17 protein-coding genes are annotated in these 19,300 nt (G+C 50.3%); 12 read left to right on the top strand and 5 right to left on the bottom strand.

Annotated features, from left to right (window positions below):
• Window positions 1-63: 63 nt before the first annotated feature.
• The 4 genes from OXN82_RS03370 to OXN82_RS03355 form a co-directional block, all read right to left on the bottom strand.
• Window positions 64-1,824, bottom strand: coding sequence for a hypothetical protein (locus OXN82_RS03370; RefSeq protein ID WP_321211949.1), 1,761 nt, complete (start codon window positions 1,822-1,824; stop codon window positions 64-66).
• Window positions 1,802-2,350 (bottom strand): DNA glycosylase, encoded by a 549-nt coding sequence (locus OXN82_RS03365; protein WP_321211948.1) that lies wholly within the window; start codon window positions 2,348-2,350, stop codon window positions 1,802-1,804. The genes OXN82_RS03370 and OXN82_RS03365 overlap by 23 nt, the downstream gene beginning before the upstream one ends.
• Window positions 2,351-2,472: 122 nt before the next feature.
• A complete protein-coding gene (locus OXN82_RS03360; protein ID WP_321211947.1) occupies window positions 2,473-3,717 on the bottom strand; it encodes a DNA cytosine methyltransferase in 1,245 nt (414 codons plus the stop codon).
• A gap of 117 nt (window positions 3,718-3,834) precedes the next feature.
• Window positions 3,835-4,200 carry a thermonuclease family protein gene (locus OXN82_RS03355; protein WP_414855700.1) on the bottom strand — a complete coding sequence of 122 codons (366 nt, stop codon included), beginning with the start codon at window positions 4,198-4,200 and terminating at the stop codon, window positions 3,835-3,837.
• A gap of 317 nt (window positions 4,201-4,517) precedes the next feature.
• Between OXN82_RS03355 and OXN82_RS03350 the strand changes: the two genes are divergently transcribed.
• From OXN82_RS03350 to OXN82_RS03310, 9 genes are all read left to right on the top strand, one after another.
• The gene (locus tag OXN82_RS03350) at window positions 4,518-6,995 is read left to right on the top strand and encodes a DEAD/DEAH box helicase (RefSeq protein WP_321211946.1); all 2,478 of its coding nucleotides are present in this window, start codon (window positions 4,518-4,520) and stop codon (window positions 6,993-6,995) included.
• Between the two features lie 14 nt (window positions 6,996-7,009).
• Window positions 7,010-7,474 (top strand): hypothetical protein, encoded by a 465-nt coding sequence (locus OXN82_RS03345; protein WP_321211945.1) that lies wholly within the window; start codon window positions 7,010-7,012, stop codon window positions 7,472-7,474.
• A gap of 21 nt (window positions 7,475-7,495) precedes the next feature.
• Complete coding sequence (locus tag OXN82_RS03340; protein ID WP_321211944.1) at window positions 7,496-7,924, top strand: ribonuclease H-like domain-containing protein; 429 nt, start codon at window positions 7,496-7,498, stop codon at window positions 7,922-7,924.
• 86 nt (window positions 7,925-8,010) lie between these two features.
• Complete coding sequence (locus tag OXN82_RS03335) at window positions 8,011-8,322, top strand: hypothetical protein (RefSeq protein ID WP_321211943.1); 312 nt, start codon at window positions 8,011-8,013, stop codon at window positions 8,320-8,322.
• On the top strand, window positions 8,322-8,648 hold the full coding sequence (locus tag OXN82_RS03330) for a hypothetical protein (RefSeq protein ID WP_321211942.1): 327 nt from the start codon (window positions 8,322-8,324) through the stop codon (window positions 8,646-8,648). The genes OXN82_RS03335 and OXN82_RS03330 overlap by 1 nt, the downstream gene beginning before the upstream one ends.
• A 96-nt stretch (window positions 8,649-8,744) precedes the next feature.
• Window positions 8,745-13,523: a DUF3320 domain-containing protein gene (locus OXN82_RS03325; protein WP_321211941.1), complete on the top strand. Its 4,779-nt coding sequence runs from the start codon at window positions 8,745-8,747 to the stop codon at window positions 13,521-13,523.
• A gap of 39 nt (window positions 13,524-13,562) precedes the next feature.
• Window positions 13,563-15,530 carry a histidine kinase dimerization/phosphoacceptor domain -containing protein gene (locus OXN82_RS03320; RefSeq protein WP_321211940.1) on the top strand — a complete coding sequence of 656 codons (1,968 nt, stop codon included), beginning with the start codon at window positions 13,563-13,565 and terminating at the stop codon, window positions 15,528-15,530.
• A gap of 55 nt (window positions 15,531-15,585) precedes the next feature.
• Window positions 15,586-15,870, top strand: coding sequence for a hypothetical protein (locus tag OXN82_RS03315; RefSeq protein WP_321211939.1), 285 nt, complete (start codon window positions 15,586-15,588; stop codon window positions 15,868-15,870).
• Window positions 15,867-16,148 carry a hypothetical protein gene (locus tag OXN82_RS03310; RefSeq protein WP_321211938.1) on the top strand — a complete coding sequence of 94 codons (282 nt, stop codon included), beginning with the start codon at window positions 15,867-15,869 and terminating at the stop codon, window positions 16,146-16,148. The genes OXN82_RS03315 and OXN82_RS03310 overlap by 4 nt, the downstream gene beginning before the upstream one ends.
• 43 nt (window positions 16,149-16,191) lie before the next feature.
• Here OXN82_RS03310 and OXN82_RS03305 read toward each other — a convergent pair whose 3' ends face one another.
• Window positions 16,192-16,890 (bottom strand): hypothetical protein, encoded by a 699-nt coding sequence (locus OXN82_RS03305; RefSeq protein ID WP_321211937.1) that lies wholly within the window; start codon window positions 16,888-16,890, stop codon window positions 16,192-16,194.
• 239 nt (window positions 16,891-17,129) lie between these two features.
• Between OXN82_RS03305 and OXN82_RS03300 the strand changes: the two genes are divergently transcribed.
• The 3 genes from OXN82_RS03300 (at window position 17,130) to OXN82_RS03290 (ending at window position 19,299) form a co-directional block, all read left to right on the top strand.
• The gene (locus tag OXN82_RS03300) at window positions 17,130-17,402 is read left to right on the top strand and encodes an ATP cone domain-containing protein (protein ID WP_013295694.1); all 273 of its coding nucleotides are present in this window, start codon (window positions 17,130-17,132) and stop codon (window positions 17,400-17,402) included.
• A gap of 264 nt (window positions 17,403-17,666) precedes the next feature.
• Window positions 17,667-18,542, top strand: a complete 876-nt coding sequence (locus tag OXN82_RS03295; protein ID WP_013295693.1) for an extracellular solute-binding protein — start codon at window positions 17,667-17,669, stop codon at window positions 18,540-18,542.
• Window positions 18,543-18,612: 70 nt separating this feature from the next.
• Window positions 18,613-19,299, top strand: coding sequence for an ABC transporter permease (locus OXN82_RS03290; RefSeq protein ID WP_321211936.1), 687 nt, complete (start codon window positions 18,613-18,615; stop codon window positions 19,297-19,299).
• The last annotated feature ends 1 nt before the right edge of the window (window position 19,300 follow it).

Genomic DNA, 19,300 nt, shown 5'->3' with positions numbered 1-19,300 from the left:
ATTTTTGAAGGTTCGAAAATCACATCATCTTTCTTTTTTCTGACAACGATGATTATCGTGTTATCATGGGCAGGTAGTGAAGCATCTGAAGGATGAGGGAAGACTCAACCAGGCATTGCAGGCGGGACACTTGATGACCTGTGCTGGCTCACTTTCAGATCTGTTCTCATCAGAGGATAACAGTATGTCCATGGCCCCTGTATTTCTTTTTCTGAGATGAAGTGGGGATACACCTCCACCAACCCAGAGGCCAGCCGAAAACCTGACAGATCCATAAAGCCAGTCCTTTTTAATATCACAGGCAGATGGTCTCCACCCACGAAGACCATCCCTGCACACGAAAACTCTAAGATACTCCGCCGCAGTTATCATTCTAAGTGTTCTTCTGAACTGCTGTACTGTGAGGAGTCGCAGGGTGTATCTCGATATAACTGCTGTCCCATAGTATATGCCACTGTCTCCTGAACCCAGAGAACCTCTGAGACGGCGAAGTGAGATTGTGAAGGCCATGATAGCAAGATAAGCTTCTGTCTTCCCGCCTCCTGTTGGTATCCACAGGAGATCCAGCACATCACGATCTTCAGATTGTGGATTGAATATCGCTTCGATGTTCATGAGGAAAAATGCAATCTGGAATGGTCTCCATAGGAAATCATCGTCTCTATCAGCCCATTTATGCTGAAGTGATATAACCTTATTTGCAAAACAGAAGGCCAGTCTTGCTTCATCATGGTCTATGAGAATTTCCAATCCTTTTTTGATTCTTTGCAGTGCATGTTCCTGTCTTTCAATTATATCTGATGCAAATTTTTTCTTTTCATCATCCATGGACAGATATTCTTCTCTGTTGGATTCTATCCATTCTTCATATGAATCTATGAGCGGAGTTATGATTTCTGAAAGTGAAGCTGGATCCCATGCCTCTGAAAGTTCCGTTGCGGATAGTTCACCAACATTCTCTATATCAAAGGATGGTATTGGGATAGAATAGAGGGGTACAAATTCTGTCCTGAAATCTGGTTTTCTGAAATTTTGAATTTCAGGGAACTTTTCAGCCAGCTCAACACCATCAGACCATATAACGCTTTCATTGATGTGCTGTGAATATTCACAGGATTTTGATACGGCTGAACATTGAATCCCCATAACGTCAATTTTTCTGTTTCTGTAGATGAAATTCATCTCATTCTTGTAATCTTCGGCATGACCCGCAGCCTCCGGGCACCCATCCACATTAACACGGATGCTCGGCTGAAAAATACAGGATGATGTTTCCGGTCTGTAAGAACGTCTGGTGGTATGAAGTTCGTTTACAAGAATCACTCGCACATTCTTTCTGAAGTTTCCATCGTGGCGAACCATAACACTGATCATTATACGACCGTCATCCCCTTCATAGATGCATTCATGGGTGCTGTCACCTTCAAGTGAAATCTTTTTGATGCGGAAATGGCTTTCTCTTCTCCACATTTTCCTGTCTTCGTCCTTTGTGTATCTGCCCCACGTAACACACACATCCATTTTATCTGTGTTTGAGGGCACCATGAATGACATGCCAAATGATCGGGGTCTGATAAATGGTTCCGAGGACGGTGATACTTCGTTATCCGAAAGATCGTCCTCTTCTGATGAATTCATGCCATCATTAACACCTTCAGAATCAGGGTCAGCGGGGCCAGTTTCCATAACAGGATTCCATTCTTCTGGAATAATAACACCTGTTATGTATTCATCGTAGGGGTCACTCTTCAGAAGTTCCTGAGGACCATCGCGCGGTCCAAGAACCTCCTTTATTATTTCTTCAATCATTATCTGTCTCATCATGGGATCTCCTGTAAAAGCTGCATGAAAGTTTCAGGGGACATTCATGGCAGAGTGGACTGGAAGGTCTGCACACAGCCTCTGCGAGGTCAATCATGGAAAATGAAAAATGCCTGCAGTCACCAAATTCAAGAAGCCTCCTCATTAGTGTTTCAAAATCCTTTTTTCTGCGGGATGAATCGTTAATTTTAAGGTTGAATAATCTACCGATGATTCTCACGGTGTTTGTATCCAGCAGAGGTTCGGGAATGTTCTCTGAAAAACATAAAAACGCTGATGAAATGTAATTCCCTACACCTGGAAGTTCAAGCAGTTCCCCTTTGTTTCTTGGAACCACGCCACCGTATCTGCGTTCGATCTCACATGAGAGTTTATGGAGATTTCTGGCTCTCCATCTGAGACCAAGTGATGAGAGTTCATTTTCTATGGCTTCAGGTTCTGCCTCGCACACAGACTTAAAATCCGGAAATCTTTCAACAAAGTCTTCATAGATCTCAAGAACCTGCTCCGCACGTGTTCTGTGAAGCATTATTTCAGCCAGGAGGATTCCATAATCATCATTTCGTTCACGCCAGGGAAATTTTCTTAAATTACTTTTTCCCCAATCACAGATTTTTGCATGGATATCAATGAGCTGGTTTTTTTCAGAGATCAGAGACCCCCCCTTAATATTTCACGGATCCTGCGGGCAATCCCCTCTGACATTAATGGTGGCACAGCGTTTCCTATCTGCTGATACTTCGATGTCCGGGACCCCTCGAATATGTAACTGTCAGGAAATGACTGAATCCTTGCAGCCTCCCTTACGGTCAGAGAACGGGCCTGTTTTCTGTCAGGGTGGATGTAGTAGTGTCCGTCCTTGGATATGTGAGCAACAAGTGTATGTGAAAATGGGAGGTCACCTGCAACGACTTTGTAGCGGTCAAGAAATGAGCTGGTGTTCCTGTGAGTCCTGAGTTCCGGCGGAAGCTCAGTGTATTTCAGTCTTCTTCTTTCAGATTCCCATGCTTCAATCACTCGTCTGTAAATTTCACGATCTCTTGAGTTATGATTCCTCGCCTGATGATGGAGCAGCACATCCCCATCTGTCCTTATACCTGATTCTTTCAGAGGCTGTGCAGGCTTTCCTGCATAACGCTGCGGTCCATCGTAACCTTCTCCGGGTTCAAGGGGAGGTAGATCTGATAGTAAATCCCACACAGTACCCCTGTATCTGTATTTTTCAAAATTTATTTCACCATCCATTTCCAGACGATGTCCTATAACTATGAGCCTTTTTCTTCGCTGCGGAACACCAAAATCCGAGGCATCACGAATTTTGACATCAAGATTGTAACCGAGATTGATGACCTTCTCCTGAAAATCAGATAAAATTAGACCCTCCTTTGCTGAAATCATTCCCGGGACATTTTCAAAGACAAAGAATTCAGGTTGAAATTCCTTCAGGAATGAGAGGTAGATGAGGTAGAGATAATTTCTCCTGTCATTCGCCATATTCTTACGCGCCCTTCCAGCGTAGGAGTAGGCCTGGCATGGGGGACCGCCAATGATACCCTCAACTGATTCAAATCCAAGAACTTCCACTTTTGACTTAATATGTTCTATAACACAATTCTTATTTCCCTCTGTAAGCTCTAGATTCATGTAGAGATCCCTGTTGAATTCAGGGTGTTCCTCAAAGAGTTCATCGCGGCTTATCTCATTCATCAGATACGCGCTGTAATCGTCAGAATTACCATCCCTTTTCAGGTAATGGTAGAGGCACCGGGTTTCAAGTGTCCTGATTGCGTTCAGATCCATCTCAACATGTGATACAAATTCATAATCATTTCTTAAAAAACCCTCGGTGAGTCCCCCGGCACCTGCAAACAGGTCAATCAATGCTGTCTCTGACATCAACAAACCTTCCCGATTAATTCAGTTATATCATGTTTATATCAAAGATTACATTTAAAGGTTGCATGTAAATTTCAAATGTTAAGCATCATTGTACCTGACACCATCTCTATCATTTCAGGTCCATTCATATGGGTTGAACTCGGATGGTGGAATGTACATGACCTCCGCATACCCTCTCCTCAGTAGTTCCCTGTTTATGTTGACTCCGTCAACGTAGACCACGGCGAGGACCCTCCCATATTTATCATGCCTTTTTGCATCGTCTATGTCGAGCTGCACTGTCCTTGAGAGGCACATGGATTTCATGAAGTCCTTCGCCTCCCTGTAGCCTGGTTCCCCCCTTTCCGGGGTGTTGACACCCACAAGGCGTATCCTCCCTGTGCCTGAAACATCGATGGTGTCCCCATCAACAACGTAGGTGCAGACACCACTGGCATCATATTCACCTGTTCCCGAGGCATTACCTGTATCTGAGGTGATATAATCCTCTGGACTCACATCTGAGTAATTATTGAGGTCCTGATCCTGGTATTCTGATTCCTCTGAGACACAGCCTGCCACCGCAAGAACGGCAAGTGCTAGGATAATCACAATCACTCTCCTGATATTAACACTCCCCTCTTCACTGTTAAATAATATGAGTTTACATGTATATACTAATTTTGAATCATGTGGGAGGGGGCAATGAACTGAAAAAACATTTAATAGTATCTGGTCTCTTGATCCTGACTCAGAGTTGGCGGATATTCTGAGATCTGAAAAAACATTTAATAGGATCGTCCCCCAATTCTATTAACATGGTTAAAAGGGTGCTTGAGAGGTTCACCAGGGACTGGCGCTTCAGGGATGCAGTGGAACACGTTGAGACGGTCCCCGCAAGGCGCGCTGAATACGCGGAGGTCACCGACCTACCTGACAACATCACTGAGTACCTTGAAGGGCACGGTATCAGACTCTACCGCCACCAGGCAGAGGCCCTTGAGGCCATAAGGGAGGGGAAAAACATCCTCATAACAACCCCGACGGCCTCAGGGAAGACACTGGCCTTCAACCTCCCCATAATGGAGACCCTAACCCTTGATGGGAGTGCAACGGCCCTCTACATCTACCCTGCCAAGGCACTCTCAAGGGACCAGCTGAAGGTACTCAGGCACCTGGAATCTGAGCTTGGAATCACACTGAACCCGGCAACCTATGATGGGGACACCCCCAGGGATATGAGGCCATGGATACGTGGGAACTCACGGGCAGTCCTCACCAACCCCCACCAGATCCACCGTATCCTCCCATGGCACCACCAGTGGAGGAGGTTCTACAGTAACCTCAGGTACGTGGTGATAGATGAGGCCCACCAGTACCGGGGTGTCTTCGGATCAAGTGTGGCGCTCCTCATAAGGAGGCTCAGGAGGATCTGCAGGCATTACGGTTCAGATCCCAGGTTCATCCTTGCAAGTGCAACCCTCGCCAACCCTGAGGAGTTCTCAGGCAAACTGACTGGCCTGGATTTCCATGTTATCTCACGGGACACATCACCCTCAGGTCCCAGGCACTTCGTACTCTACAACCCCTACAGTAAGAGGGGTGACCCATCGGCGCACCTTGAAACCTCATCCATACTCACCTACCTTGTTCTGAGGGATGTTCAGACCCTCTGCTTCACGGTTTCAAGGAAGATGGCTGAACTTGTAACGCGGTGGACCCGGGAGCAGCTTGACAGGGAAAACAGGAAGCTCATTAACCGTGTGACATCCTACAGGGCAGGTTACCTTGCAGATCAGAGGAGGACGATAGAGTCAGGGCTCAGATCCGGGAAGCTCCTGGGTGTAACCACCACCAATGCCCTGGAGCTTGGTATAGACATCGGTTCACTGGATGCTGTCATAATATCAGGGTACCCGGGAACCATGATATCCACCTGGCAGCAGGCAGGGAGGGCAGGGAGGAACAGGAATGACTCCCTTGTTATCCTGGTGGCATTCGAGAACCCCCTGGACCAGTACATCATGAAGAACCCCTCCTTCATCTTCGAGAGGCCCCATGAGAACGCCATAATCAACCCTGAAAACAGGTTCATACTCAGGAACCATACTGCCTGCGCGGCCTCAGAGTTACCCCTCACCCTCGACGACTTCCTGGACCACGACTTCAGCATGGCAGTGGCAGGGGAGATGCTTGGGGAGGGCGAACTTGAAATCTCACATGAGGGACTGGTGTGCAGCACCGACCCCCAGTTCAGGTATGGCCTGGATGATATCTCATCAGATACCTTCACGGTGATATGTGAGGGCCGGACACTTGAGACCATGAGCCGGTCCCAGGCATACAGGGAGGCCCATGAGGGCGCTGTCCTCATGAACCACGGCAACACCTACATCGTACGGGACTTTGATCTGGAGAAGAGGAGGATAACCGTTGAGAGGAGGGACGTGGAGTACCACACATCGGTTCTCAGGGAGACAGAGCTCAGGGTGATCAGGAAACTCAGAAGGCGGCGGGTGGGAAGCCTTGAGGTCAACTTCGGGGAGGTTGAGGTTACAGAGCACTACACCGGCTACAGGGTCATGAACTACAGTAAGGTCCTGGGTAAGAGGGACCTTGAACTTCCACCCATCAGGTTCAGGACCAGGGCACTCTGGTTCACGGTACCAGAAACTCTCAGGGAGATGGTTGAAGGGAGGTACGGTGATGATGAAACATTCGAGGGAGGACTCCACGGCGCTGAGCATGCGCTCATAGCACTGTTCCCACTCCATGTGCTCTGCGACAGGATGGACATAGGGGGACTGTCAACCCCATGGCACCAGGACACACAGGAGGCAACGGTGTTCATCTACGACGGCTTTGAGGGCGGCATAGGACTTGCTGAGAAGGGTGTTGAGGTCTTCGAGGACCTCCTTAAGTCCACACTTGAACTTGTCTCATCCTGCGGCTGCAGTGACGGGTGCCCGTCATGCATCTACTCACCAAAATGCGGCAACGACAATTCACCCCTCCACAGAGACGCCACCGTAATGATACTCCAACACCTCATGGGGAGGGCCTCGGGGGTTGCCGAGGAGGAAAGCAGTGAGGAGGCCCCTGGTGTACTTGAGGAGGTTGAACTCCTCTGCAGTGAGGGGAGGCTATCTGATGCCAAGCTGAAGCTGCATGAGATCCTCGAGGAGGAACCAGGTAATGCGGGGGCATGCTACCTCATGGGGGCCATCCTCAGGGAGCAGGGGGAGGCTGAGATGGCAGATTACTTCCATGAGAGGGCCAGGAATGGAATGAATTGAATGGGGGATACTGGATGTTTGAGAAACTCAAATGGGACCTCATGATGGAGTATGATGGGGTGGAACTGGAGGAGGCCATCGGGGCATCCAGGGTGACCGCGGCTGGTTCAGAGGCACTTGAGGTATCCTTCACCAGGAGGGTGAAGTTCAGGGTCCGCGAATCAGCGGATAACATCCTCTCCGACCTCAAGCTCCTCAGGGGTGTTGGACCCGTCACCGAGGAGAGGCTGAAGTCTGAGGGGTACCTCACGGTCCCAGACCTCCTTGACCATGAAAGGTACCGGTATGAAGCCTCAAGGGTCCTTTCCATGATCCAGTCAGGGGATCTGCACAGCCTCAGGTGTTACCTCAATGCATCGTCATCCGATGAGAGGGTGCTCGCTGCTCTAGGACTCCTTGATGGTGGGGCGTTCACCTTCCTTGACATCGAGACCCTCGGGCTCTCAGGGGAACCTGTGATACTCACAGGTATGGCCTAGATTGAGGATGGTAAGATCCATGTGAGGCAGCGCCTCGCCCCTGAACCCTCCATGGAGGCCGCCGTCCTTGAGATATTCCGGCACATCCCACCCGATTCAGTTCTTGTAACATTCAACGGGGCAAGCTTCGACATCCCATATATAAGGAGAAGGTCAGAATTCCATAACCTGAGTAACCGGCTGGAGCAATGTCACATTGACCTCTACCATGTATCAAGGCGCCTCTGGGGTGGCAGTCTCCCTGACTGCAAGCTCTGCACGGTTGAGAGCCACATCCTGGGGGTGGAGAGGGACCTTGACATTCCAGGGGCATATGTGCCCGACTACTACCACACCTACCTCTCAACAGGTAACCCGGGCCCCATTGTACCTGTGGTGGAGCACAACAGGGAGGATATAATCAACATGGCCCTCCTGCTCTCACACATCAACTCCGGGTCCACTGATTGAACGGTTATGGTGCAGATGGGGATTCTGGAGGTGAAAAACCCAATAGATAAATATTCCCTTTAACATAGTATCTGATGGTGTTTTAGATGGATATCCTGATTCTTGTAAACAACGTGGTGGGGCTCATCCTGGGTGCCATGATAATAGTCTCATGTCTCAGGATAATCTCGGAGCTGAGGTCCAGGGAACTTGCGGTCTCCATGCTCTTCCTTAAGAAAAGGGAGTCCAGGATTATAGCTGCGTCCATATTCATATCATCCATCTTCACGGTACTCGTGGGCCTCACAATCGCGGGAGGACAGTCAGAGTTCGTGGTTGAGGGCCTGCTGAACCTCAACGCCCTCTTCCTCCTTGTAGCGGTTGGTCTTCTTGCCGCGGTCATGGGGGGTGATGCCTGATGGTCCCTGGCTGGCTCATCATGATACCACCCATCCTGACCCTGTACTTTGCAGCGAGGATACTCCTCAACAACCTGAGATACAGTGAGGCGGCCCTGGGGATGCTCTTCTCCAACATCAATGAGACCACACTCCTCCTGAGGGTATTCGCTGTTTCAATGATACTCTTCTCAGCCACGAGGGTGATGGACCTCATTGACCTCTTCCACCCGATACCCTGGAATGATGATATCATAGCCTCCATCTTATGGGTGGTTGACATAGTCCTCGTCTATGTCTTCTACAGGGTTGCCGCCACAACAACGCCCCAGGAGAAGAAGATCTGATGGGATGAGTGCAGACAGCTAATGATCTTTATAATAGAATCTGAATGTAGGGCCCAGTGCCTCGGTGCGGGATATAACTGTTGAGGGAGAATCTGAATGGATAAATCTGCGAGGAAGATCATCGAGAGGGAATTTGAGAACCTGAGGGAGAAACTCCTTGACCTCACAATGCGAAACCAGCTCCTGAACTTCAGGCCAAGGTCAAGGACGGTTGAGGTTGTGAACCACGACCCTGAATACATATACACATACCTTGTCCTCAACGGGGGTAAGATGAAACTGGCCCCAAGGAGGGAACCTGAAGAGGAGACTGACCCCTGTAACGAGCTGGAGGACCCTGAAGGTGAATTGGATACCGTTAACCAGCTGGAGGACCCTGAAGGTGAAGTGGGGGTTGTCCCCGGCCATGACCTGGAGGACCTTAAACCCGATGATGAGAACATCCTCCTGACTGACCTCACAGAATCTGAACTCCAGAGGAGGCTCTTCTACATCAACCAGAGGGCCAGGACGATGATCCAGGAACAGGGCTACAACATACTCTACCTCGCCCTGGGCTTCCTTGAGTGGATGGCCGCGGATGAACCTGACATCAGGAGGGCACCCCTGATACTTGTTCCGGTGGTCCTTGAGAGGCGCAGGGCCGGCTCATCATTCTCACTACGCTGGGATGGCAGCGAGATCATAACCAACATGTCACTCCAGGCCAGGCTCAGGGAGGAGGGAATCGAACTACCCGAATTCAGGATGCCCCAGGGCCCATCAGGGATCTCAGAGTACCTCAGGAAGGTTGAGGATGCGGTGAAATCCATGGATGGCTGGGGGGTCACCGATGAGGTCCAGCTGGGTTTCTTCTCATTCACCAAGTTCCTCATGTACATGGACCTTGACCCGGCATCCTACTCAAACTGGGATGAGATAGTTGAACGCCCACTCATCAAGGCCCTCTTCTCCATCGAAATAGATGAGGACGATGGGGAGGTGGACATAGACAGCATCCCCTACGAGGACCTCTACCACGTGGTTGACGCCGACTCATCCCAGATCGCGGTTATAGAGGATGTCAAGGCGGGTAAGAACCTTGTGGTTGAGGGGCCACCGGGGACAGGGAAGTCCCAGACCATAGTGAACCTTATAGCCGAGCTCATGGCCGCAGGAAAGACCGTGCTCTTTGTTAGTGAGAAGATGGCTGCCCTTGAGGTTGTGAAGAGCAGACTGGACTCCATAGGCCTCGGGAGGTTCTGCCTTGAACTCCACTCCCACAAGGCCCGGAAGAAGGACGTACTCAATGAACTGGAGTCAACACTCATGGAGGCCGAGGCAGAGAGGCCCGACGCTGAGAGGGAGTTCAGGAGGGTTGAGAAACTGCGCGATGAGCTCAACGAGTACAGGAGGGCCCTCCATGAGCCACTGTACAGTATACAGCTCTCACCCTTCCAGTTATTCGGGATGAAGGAGAGTTCAGAGAGGTACTTCAATGGTGAGCTGCCATTCGTCAGGATACCCTCACCTGAGACCATAACCCCCGATGAGTGGGACGAGGCCCTCGTGGAACTGAGGAACCTTGCGAAGCTGGCCGAACTCCTCCCACCCCTCCATGAGAACCCCTGGTCAGGCACAGACCCGGGGATGATGCTACCCTCCGATGTGAGGGAACTCGAGGTCCTCCTGGAGTCAGTGATGAAGGTTACCGATAGACTTATGGCCGCACTAAGGGAATTCCAGGAGAGGTACGGTTTCAGCCCCGTTAAGACCAGCGGGGACCTTGAGAGGCTCGGTGAGGTTGTCTCTGTGGTTGCAGAGTCACGCCCCTTCGACCTTGGCGTCCTTGAATCAGAGATCTGGGACCGCTACAGGGCAGACGCCTTCACCCTCCTTGATAAACTTGAGGCCTACACCCGCAGAAGGGAGATACTCGACAGGTTCCATGAATCTGTCCACAGCGTGGACCTGGAGGCACTCCTCAGGGAGTACCTAAAGGAGTCATCCAGCAGGATAAAGTTCCTCAGCGGAAGGTACAGGAAGGTAAGAAATGAGATAGACGCCCTCTACGTTGGAAGGGCCCCTGAAAATGACTATGAGGTTGTGGAGGACCTTGAAAACCTGATTGATGTCATGAGCCTCAGGGGGGAACTTGAAAGGTACAGTGGGGTGGCCGAGAGGTTCTTCGGTTCAATGTGGAACCCGGAAAACCCATCCATCCAGGACCTGAGGGCCACCGCAGAGTGGATAGTCAGGTTCAGGGACCTCCACACTGAGGGCCTCATATCAGAGAGGACACTCGAGTGCATCTCTGACGGCCTTGACGGTGATAAACTTCTCACCGAATTCCATGAAATCCTCGAAATCCACAGTGAACTCGAGGATAAACTCTCAAAGCTCCAGACAAGGATAAACACCCATGCCCATGTCATATTCAACTCAGCACCGGATGAGGTCCCGTTCCGGGCATGGAGGTCAAGGGTTAAGGCCTGGAGGGAGGCCCTCAACCTCCTCCCCCTCTGGTCCCAGTACCTCGAGAAGAAGAGGCTTTGCATGAAGACCCGCGGCGCAGCATTCATACCACTCATAGAGTCAGGGATAATCAGCATGGAGGATATAAGGCCCGCAATGGAGGGTAACCTTGCAGATGCGCTCCTTGAGAGGGCTTTCAGGGAGATACCCTCCCTTTACACCTTCATTGGTGACCTCCATGAGGCCAGGATAAGGGAGTTCAGGGAGCTTGACTCCAGGATAATCGAGCTCAACAGGAAGAGGCTAATACATCAGCTCACAAGTAACATGCCCACCGTGTTTGGAGGGGCGGCTCCCAACTCTGAGGAGAGCATCCTCAGCGGTGAATTCACACGTAAGAGGGGGCACATGCCCCTCAGGAAGCTCCTTAAACTTGCAGGTGGCGTTATAAAGAGGATAAAGCCCTGCTTCATGATGAGCCCCCTCTCCATTGCCCAGTACCTTGACCCAAGGAGCAGCGAACTTCAGTTCGATGTTGTGATATTCGACGAGGCATCACAGGTTAAACCAGAGGACGCCCTGGGGGCATTCCTCAGGGCCAGGACCGCTGTGGTGATGGGTGACACCAACCAGCTCCCACCAACCAGTTTCTTTGACCAGATGCTCACATCAGAGGAGGACTCTGAGGATGTGGCCACCGCGGCTGACATTGAGAGCATACTCCACCTCTGCAAGAGGAGCTTCCCTGTGAGGATGCTGAGGTGGCACTACAGGAGCCGGCACGAGTCCCTGATCGCGGTTTCAAATCAGGAGTTCTATGACAACAGGCTCCTGGTGTACCCTTCCCCCTCAAGGGAGGATGAGGAACTGGGACTCCACCTCAGATACCTTCCAGACACGGTATATGAACGTGGAAGAACCTCATCAAACCCCCTTGAGGCCGCCGCTGTTGTTGAGGCCATAGAGGAGCACTTCATGAGGTACGGCACATCAAGGAGTCTCGGTGTGGGCACGTTCTCTGTTGCCCAGATGAACGCCATCCTCGAGGCCCTTGAGGATAGGCTTCGGGAGAACCCTGAACTTGAGCGGCTTATAAACCAGGAGACCGATGAGCCATTCTTCATAAAGAACCTTGAAACCATACAGGGGGATGAGAGGGACGTTATCTTCATCAGTGTGGGCTACGGCTTTGATGAGAACGGAAGGATGTCCCTCAACTTCGGGCCACTGAACCAGGAGGGCGGTGAGAGGAGGCTGAACGTCCTCATAACCAGGGCCCGTGAGAAGTGCGTGGTTTTCACCAACTTCAGGGCATCGGACCTTAAAACCGGACCGGGCACCCCCTTTGGTGTCAGGGCACTTAAGAGGTTCCTCAGGTACGCCGAGACAGGTGTGCTTGACTCAGATTCCGCCAGTAATTCACAGGGCCTCTTTGAGGATTCGGTATACGAGTTCCTGGTTGACCAGGGATTCGAGGTTGACCGGGGTGTGGGGTGTGCAGGTTTCAGGGTTGACTTCGCGGTTAAGGACCCTGATGACCCTGGCAGGTACATTGCAGGGATCCTCACCGATGGTGAGATGTACAGCAGGGCGGAGGTTGCAAGGGACCGTGACAGGCTCAGGGAGGAGATCCTCAGGAACCTGGGCTGGAACATCATCCACCTCTGGTCCTCGGACTGGTACCGCAACAGGGATGAGACACAGAGGAAGGTCGCAGATGGGCTCTCTGAGATAGTTGAGAAGACCAGGAAATCCAGGGAGCTACATGAGGGGACCGAGGTGGAGGTTGATGAACCTGAACCCCCGGAGGTTGATGAGGGTTCATCTGAGTCCACCATAGAAGAGCAGGATGCAGCAGAACCAGTGGATCTTCCAGATGAATCCATGGGAGAGGATGTTGCCAGTTACGTTGAGTACAGCACCGATAAGTTAAGAAAACCAGAAGACCTCTACAAAAACCCTACACCTGTGATATCATCCGTTGTGAGTGAGATAGTATCAATGGAGGGTCCTGTGCACGTCGAGGAGGTTATAAGGCGTATAAGGGAGTTATGCGGGCTTAGAAGGGCAGGAAGGAGGGTCAGGAGCATAATAAACTCTGCAATTGAGATGGCAGAGAACAACGGTAACATCAAGCGAAGCGGCGACTTCCTGCTCCTCACAGAGTCCATGCCGGTCACGGTGAGGAGGAGGACTGGCAGGGTTGACATCTCACTCATATCCCCCATGGAGATCGAGGAGGCTGTGAGGATAGCCCTGAGGTCCACCTCAGAGATGGATGAGGTTGTAACACGGGTCTCAAGGATGTTTGGCTTCAAAAATACCAGCAGGAAGACTGCCACAGGTATCAGAAAGGTCATAGAGGAGATGGCCCGGAGGGGTGAGGTTGTGGTTGAGGATGATACCATCAGGCCTGGGTGATGCGAGCATACCGCCATTTAGATTCGCATGGAGGCGTATATGAACCCCTACTCAATCATATCCCTCCTTGCATCTGTGATTGCATTCTACACATCAGTATTCATTTACTACAGGAACCCCCGCAATAACCTCAATCTTCTTGTATCCAACCTTGGTGTTGCTGTATCATTCATGGCCTTCACCGAGTTCGTCTACCGGACAGTGTCAGCACAGGGGGATGCCATCATATGGCTAAGGCTGAGCCTCCTCTGGCCCATTATACCTGCAATTCTCCTCCACACAGCCCTAACCTACACAGGAAGAAGGGTGGGTAAACCGGCACTTGCAGTAATCTATGCACCGGCGGTTATATTCATATTAACGGGGCTTCTAAGTGACCTCTTCATTTCAGGCCCGATACTCACATATTATGGCTGGACCTACGCCCTCCCTGAACCCCCTGTGGTCTTTGCACTCTTCTCGCTATGGACGGTTACCGTGACACTGACAGCGGCAGCCATCACCCTCAGTGACTACCTTAGATCTGAGGGATACATGAAGAGGGAGTCCCTTTACATATTCATGGGCCTTTTTGTGCCTCTTATTGTGAGCTTTACAACTGACTTCATCTTCAGGGATCTTATGGGGCTGGTCTTCCCGGAGTTCACCCAGACCATGCTCTCCATTGGACTGCTCTTCATGGCCTATGGCGTCTGGAGGTACGACTTTCCGGAACTCTCACCTGCCATAGCTGCAAGGAGCATATCGGATGTGATGCCCAACTTCCTCATAATAACGGACCTCGAGGGGAGGGTTACAAGCTGCGGCAGGAGCATCCATGAGAAGCTCTCCTACAGCTCCGAAGACCTGAGGGGTAAACCATTCTGGAATCTTTTTGACCCCTCCGACAGGGAGATGCTGAGGGAGGTGGTCTCGGGTTTCAGTTCATCTGAGATGGAGACCAGGATAACCTCAGCGGACGGAAGGACAACTGACGTTCTTCTCACAGCATCCCCCATAAGGGGGCGCTTCAGGGAGCCCATTGGGTTCGTATTCATTGCAACCGATATAAGCCTCCAGAGGAGGGCCACAGAGAGGCTCCGTGAGAGCGAGATGAGGTTCAGGGGAGTTGCAGATAACATATCAGATGGCATAGCAATAACTGATGAATCAGATGTTGTCATCTACTGGAACCGGGCACTCGAGGAGATAACATCCACTGGAAGGGATGACGCTCTGGGAAGAAGGATGCCTGATATATGCTCTGAGGTGATCCTCGAGGCCCGTGGAAACGATGAGTTCCTCATAGAGGGTGATAGGGTTGTTCAGATCTACAGGTTCAGTATCATGCCAGGTCTCGGGGCTGTGCTTGTGAGGGATGTTACAGAGGCCAGGCGCTATGAGGAATCACTGATATCTGCCCTCAGGGAGAGGGAGACACTTATAAGGGAGATACACCACCGTGTAGAGAATAACCTGCAGATAATATCGAGCCTCCTGAACCTGCAGAAGCCCTACATAAGGGACGCTGAGGACCTCAGGATATTTGAGGAGAGCCAGACCCGTATAAAATCCATGGCCATGATACACGAAAACCTCTACCAGTCAGAGACCCTCTCAGAGATAAACATGAGGAACTACATCTCACGCCTCGCAACTGAACTCCTCTCAACCTACGGGGCCTCGGGTATCGTATCGGACATCAGAGTGGATGATCTGAGCCTCGATATTGAGCTGGCGGTCCCCGTGGCCCTCATAATCAGTGAACTTATCACAAATTCAGTAAAGTACGCCTTCCCTGATGGTGAGGGGAGAATCATAATCAGCTTCAACCTGAAGGGTGGGGTTTACCTCCTGGATTACAGGGACACTGGTCGGGGGCTTCCAGAGGATTTCAGTTCAGGTTCATCGGATTCACTGGGGATGACCCTCGTGAGGGCCCTTGTTGGCCAGCTTGACGGTGAACTTGAAACCTTCAATGAGGGAGGGGCGGTTTTCAGGGTAACCTTCCCTGAGAGAGGGTCCTGAACTATGATGGAAATGACTAAATTGTCTGGGGGACATATATGTACATGGTGATAGCATGATCCCCTATGGACGTGAATTCCAGGTGGCCCAGCTCATATCCACACTTATAACAGGTCTGAGCCTCATCTACATGTTGAGGGTCTCTGCTCGTGATGGTAGATGGATCCCTATGACCATTGCAGTTTTACTGCTCTTCATATCAACCGTATTCGGTTTTATGAGGGAGATAATGGCATTTGATCTTATGAGGACCATTGAGTGGGTTTTCATCATGCTCTCAGCGACAATATTCCTCTACGCATCACTGAGGTCCAACAGGAAACTGGAGGCTGAGACATGATAATAATCCTCCTCAAAGCAGCTGCCCTGATCTTCATAACCCTTGCAGCGGTGGTTTCTGTGAGGAACTACATGCTCACAAGGTTCGCATCAGGGGTCTGGGGGTTTATGTCCATGGGACTTGTAAGTGGCGCCATAATCATCGGTGTGAGGTTCATAAAGGAGTTCATACCCCTCATGGAGTTTGAGGTGGTTAAAATCTGCCTTCTCCCTGTTATGATGGCATTCATCCTTGCAGCGTCATTTGAGCTTAACAGGGACATACTGAAACCCATATGATAGTCTTCTATCCCTGTAAGTTAGAGAATACTTTATACCAGAGCTATTCCTCCTCTTCATCTATCCCCTCAAACCTTGCGATCTCATCAACCCAATCAAGGCAGTAGTTCTTCTCCTCAGCCCTTTTTATGAGTATTATACCCGTAACTGCCCCGAATATACCGCCTATGAGATCTGTGAGGAGGTCCATCATGGTGTCGGTGAGCGGATCCATGACAGGTGAGCCCTGGGTGGGGCCAGTGGGGAGGAAGTGCTCTATGTGCCTGTAAAGGTGGTGGTCGTAGCCGTACTCAACCAGTTCAAGTAGGGCCCCTATGCCCAGCGTCACGAATATTATGAGAAACGCCATTATGAAGAGACTGGTCCTTATCTTCCCGTAGACGTAGGCTGTGTAGAGGAGCATCATCCCGATTAGGGCCACTATGAAGGGGACTGTGAAGTGCATGAACTTGTCATAGTAGGCTATTCTCCCGTACAGGCCAAAGGTATTGCCCAGTATATACTCCAGTGCAACCACGGTGAGGAAGAGGATCTCTATCTCAACAGGGACGACGCTGAGGCCATCGGGGTGCCTGAGGGCCGGGAGGTACACCACGGCCACCGCAAGGAGCGTCATGAGGCCGAAGACCTTTGTGCCCCCGGCCCCGAAGACCACTATTATCAGGCCCATAACCACAAGGAATATCCTCATTGCCGTAAGCAGCTTTCTCTTCCATGAACCGTTCTCTCTGCATTCATTCATCCTTCAACCTCTCCATGATGTACTTCTCGGCCTCATGAGGAGGCCCCCAGGTGATTCAGGTTCATCGAGTACACAATACATCATCAGATAGTCCCTTCCCGGGAGTCATTCCAGTACCATGTGTTTTGAATACCTTTATTTTTATGTAATCTGTTCTGAATAAGCTTTATGAGGTCCTTCCTTTTTTTAACTGGAAAAAAATTTATTGAAAGATGAACATAATATACAGGGTGATCATTATGAATGTGATAAAGAGAAGGGGTTCCAGGGAGGCCTACGACCCATCAAAGATACGGGCCTCACTTGAGAAGGCTGCCATTGATGCAGGTTACAGTCCTGAGGAGAAGAGGGAGATCATTGAGAAGGTCTACCAGACCGTTACAGAGAAGATAAAGGGTGAGGAGGAGATCAAAACCGATACCATAAGGATGTGCCTTTTAACCGAGCTTGATAAGTGCGAGCCCTACATTGCAAGGTCTTGGAGAAGATTTGAGAAGAAGTATAAGGGTTAGGGTCTGCTTTTTACTTTTTTTGAGGATTTGAGAAGAAGTATAAGGGTTAGGGTCTGCTTTTTACTTTTTTTGAGGATTTGAGAAGAAGTATAAGGGTTAGGGTCTGCTTTTTACTTTTTTTGAGAAAATGTAACGATAGTTTAAGATTTTGAGGATCACCACTCTTTTGTTTGAATAGCTGACACGACCTATTCCGTCATAAAACCGATATGCATATATATTGCATGTCGATACAGTATATCTGTTGTAATGGAGGTTCCAAGCATGGAGAAAAAATACGTTGCTATGGCGGCTCTTATTGCAGTGATCATAGGGGCAGCCATTTATGGGATATCAGACAATGGAAACAGGCAGATACTCAGAATATCCACAACAACAAGCCTGGAAGATACAGGGCTCCTTGAGAGTGTGGAGGCAGCATTCGAGAAAAAATACCCTGACATCGATGTGCAGATAGTTTCAGGTGGTACGGGTATAGCCCTTGAGCGGGGAAAAAGGGGCGACGCCGACCTCGTCATAGTGCACGACAGAACCAGGGAGAAGGAGTTCATAAAGGAGGGTTACGGTACAGGAAGATACCCCTTCGCCTACAATTACTTCTACATTGTGGGACCAAAGAGTGACCCCGCGAATATCAGTGAAGCTAAATCTGCAGAGGACGCATTCAGGAGGATCCTTGAGGCAGCAGCCAGAAACCCCTCTGTGAAATTCGTATCAAGGGGGGACAACTCAGGCACCAATTCAAGGGAGATAAAGATCTGGAAAAACGTAACAGACTACAACGCAACAGTCAATGGATCAGCATGGTACATTGAAACCGGGAGCGGAATGGGGGACACACTCAGGGTTGCAGACCAGAAGGGCGCCTACACACTCACAGATTCAGGCACATACCTTGCCTACAGAAGCAACATCACACTTGTGACATACCTCACACAGGATAAGGCGCTACTGAATGTCTATGCAGCAATACCCGTGAACCCAGAGAAGGTGAGTGGTGTGAACAGCGTGGCTGCAGAGAAATTTGTTGACTTCCTCCTGAGCGATGAGTGCCAGAAACTCATAGCAGATTACGGAAAGGATAAATACGGTCAGTCACTCTTCACAGCCCTCTTTGGAGGGGATGAACCAAAAAGCTAATAGGAATACTTAATATTTACTTTTTACTTACAGATTTCAACTGATTTAATTTTCCAGGAGATGCTGGGAATTGAATGAGATACTAACTGGATTCTTAAGGGCCATTGAACTCATGGCATCACTTGACCCTGAATTCATTGACATAACAGCAAGGACCCTCATGATTTCAGTCTCATCCACGGTCCTGGCATCTCTAATTGCAGTTCCAGTGGCGGCGATGATTGACCTGCGGGAGTTCAGAGGAAAAAGAGCCATCCTTAACATCATACAGACCCTCTACAGCCTCCCCACGGTACTTGTGGGCCTCTTTGTATTCCTCCTCATCTCACGCTCAGGGCCCCTGGGTCCGCTCAACCTCCTCTTCACACCTGCCGGTATGATACTCGGCCAGACCATACTCATCCTCCCGCTGGTCACAGGCTTCAGCATCACAGCCCTCAGAAGTGTTAAACCGGAGCTCAGGGACCTTGCAAGATCCCTGGGCGCCACAGAGTTCCAGGTCATGCTGAAGGTCCTGGAGGAGGCAAGATACGCTGTCATGGCAGCCATCATCCTGGGATTCGGGAGGGCAATCTCAGAGGTCGGGGTCGCCATAATGCTCGGTGGAAACGTAAGGGGCTTCACAAGGGTCATAACAACCGCCATATCACTTGAAACCTCAAGGGGAAACCTTGAACTCTCAATAGCCCTGGGGATAATACTCCTCATCATATCACTGGCAGTTAACACATTACTGAACCACTTCCAGGAGAAATAGT

The sequence above is a fragment of the Methanothermobacter sp. DP genome (genome assembly GCF_026692625.1).
Lineage (GTDB): Archaea > Methanobacteriota > Methanobacteria > Methanobacteriales > Methanothermobacteraceae > Methanothermobacter > Methanothermobacter marburgensis.
Note: the sequence above shows the minus strand (reverse complement) of the source record. Positions and strands in the feature narration are given on the sequence as shown.

What these genes read in the sequence shown, in the direction of transcription:
- OXN82_RS03370 (WP_321211949.1), bottom strand. Translation starts at nt 1,824, where the DNA reads ATGATGAGACAGATAATGATTGAAGAAATAATAAAGGAGGTTCTTGGA.
- OXN82_RS03365 (WP_321211948.1), bottom strand. Translation starts at nt 2,350, where the DNA reads ATGCTTCACAGAACACGTGCGGAGCAGGTTCTTGAGATCTATGAAGAC.
- OXN82_RS03360 (WP_321211947.1), bottom strand. Translation starts at nt 3,717, where the DNA reads ATGTCAGAGACAGCATTGATTGACCTGTTTGCAGGTGCCGGGGGACTC.
- OXN82_RS03350 (WP_321211946.1), top strand. Translation starts at nt 4,518, where the DNA reads ATGGTTAAAAGGGTGCTTGAGAGGTTCACCAGGGACTGGCGCTTCAGG.
- OXN82_RS03345 (WP_321211945.1), top strand. Translation starts at nt 7,010, where the DNA reads ATGTTTGAGAAACTCAAATGGGACCTCATGATGGAGTATGATGGGGTG.
- OXN82_RS03335 (WP_321211943.1), top strand. Translation starts at nt 8,011, where the DNA reads ATGGATATCCTGATTCTTGTAAACAACGTGGTGGGGCTCATCCTGGGT.
- OXN82_RS03330 (WP_321211942.1), top strand. Translation starts at nt 8,322, where the DNA reads ATGGTCCCTGGCTGGCTCATCATGATACCACCCATCCTGACCCTGTAC.
- OXN82_RS03325 (WP_321211941.1), top strand. Translation starts at nt 8,745, where the DNA reads ATGGATAAATCTGCGAGGAAGATCATCGAGAGGGAATTTGAGAACCTG.
- OXN82_RS03320 (WP_321211940.1), top strand. Translation starts at nt 13,563, where the DNA reads ATGAACCCCTACTCAATCATATCCCTCCTTGCATCTGTGATTGCATTC.
- OXN82_RS03315 (WP_321211939.1), top strand. Translation starts at nt 15,586, where the DNA reads ATGATCCCCTATGGACGTGAATTCCAGGTGGCCCAGCTCATATCCACA.
- OXN82_RS03310 (WP_321211938.1), top strand. Translation starts at nt 15,867, where the DNA reads ATGATAATAATCCTCCTCAAAGCAGCTGCCCTGATCTTCATAACCCTT.
- OXN82_RS03305 (WP_321211937.1), bottom strand. Translation starts at nt 16,890, where the DNA reads ATGAATGAATGCAGAGAGAACGGTTCATGGAAGAGAAAGCTGCTTACG.
- OXN82_RS03300 (WP_013295694.1), top strand. Translation starts at nt 17,130, where the DNA reads ATGAATGTGATAAAGAGAAGGGGTTCCAGGGAGGCCTACGACCCATCA.
- OXN82_RS03295 (WP_013295693.1), top strand. Translation starts at nt 17,667, where the DNA reads ATGGAGAAAAAATACGTTGCTATGGCGGCTCTTATTGCAGTGATCATA.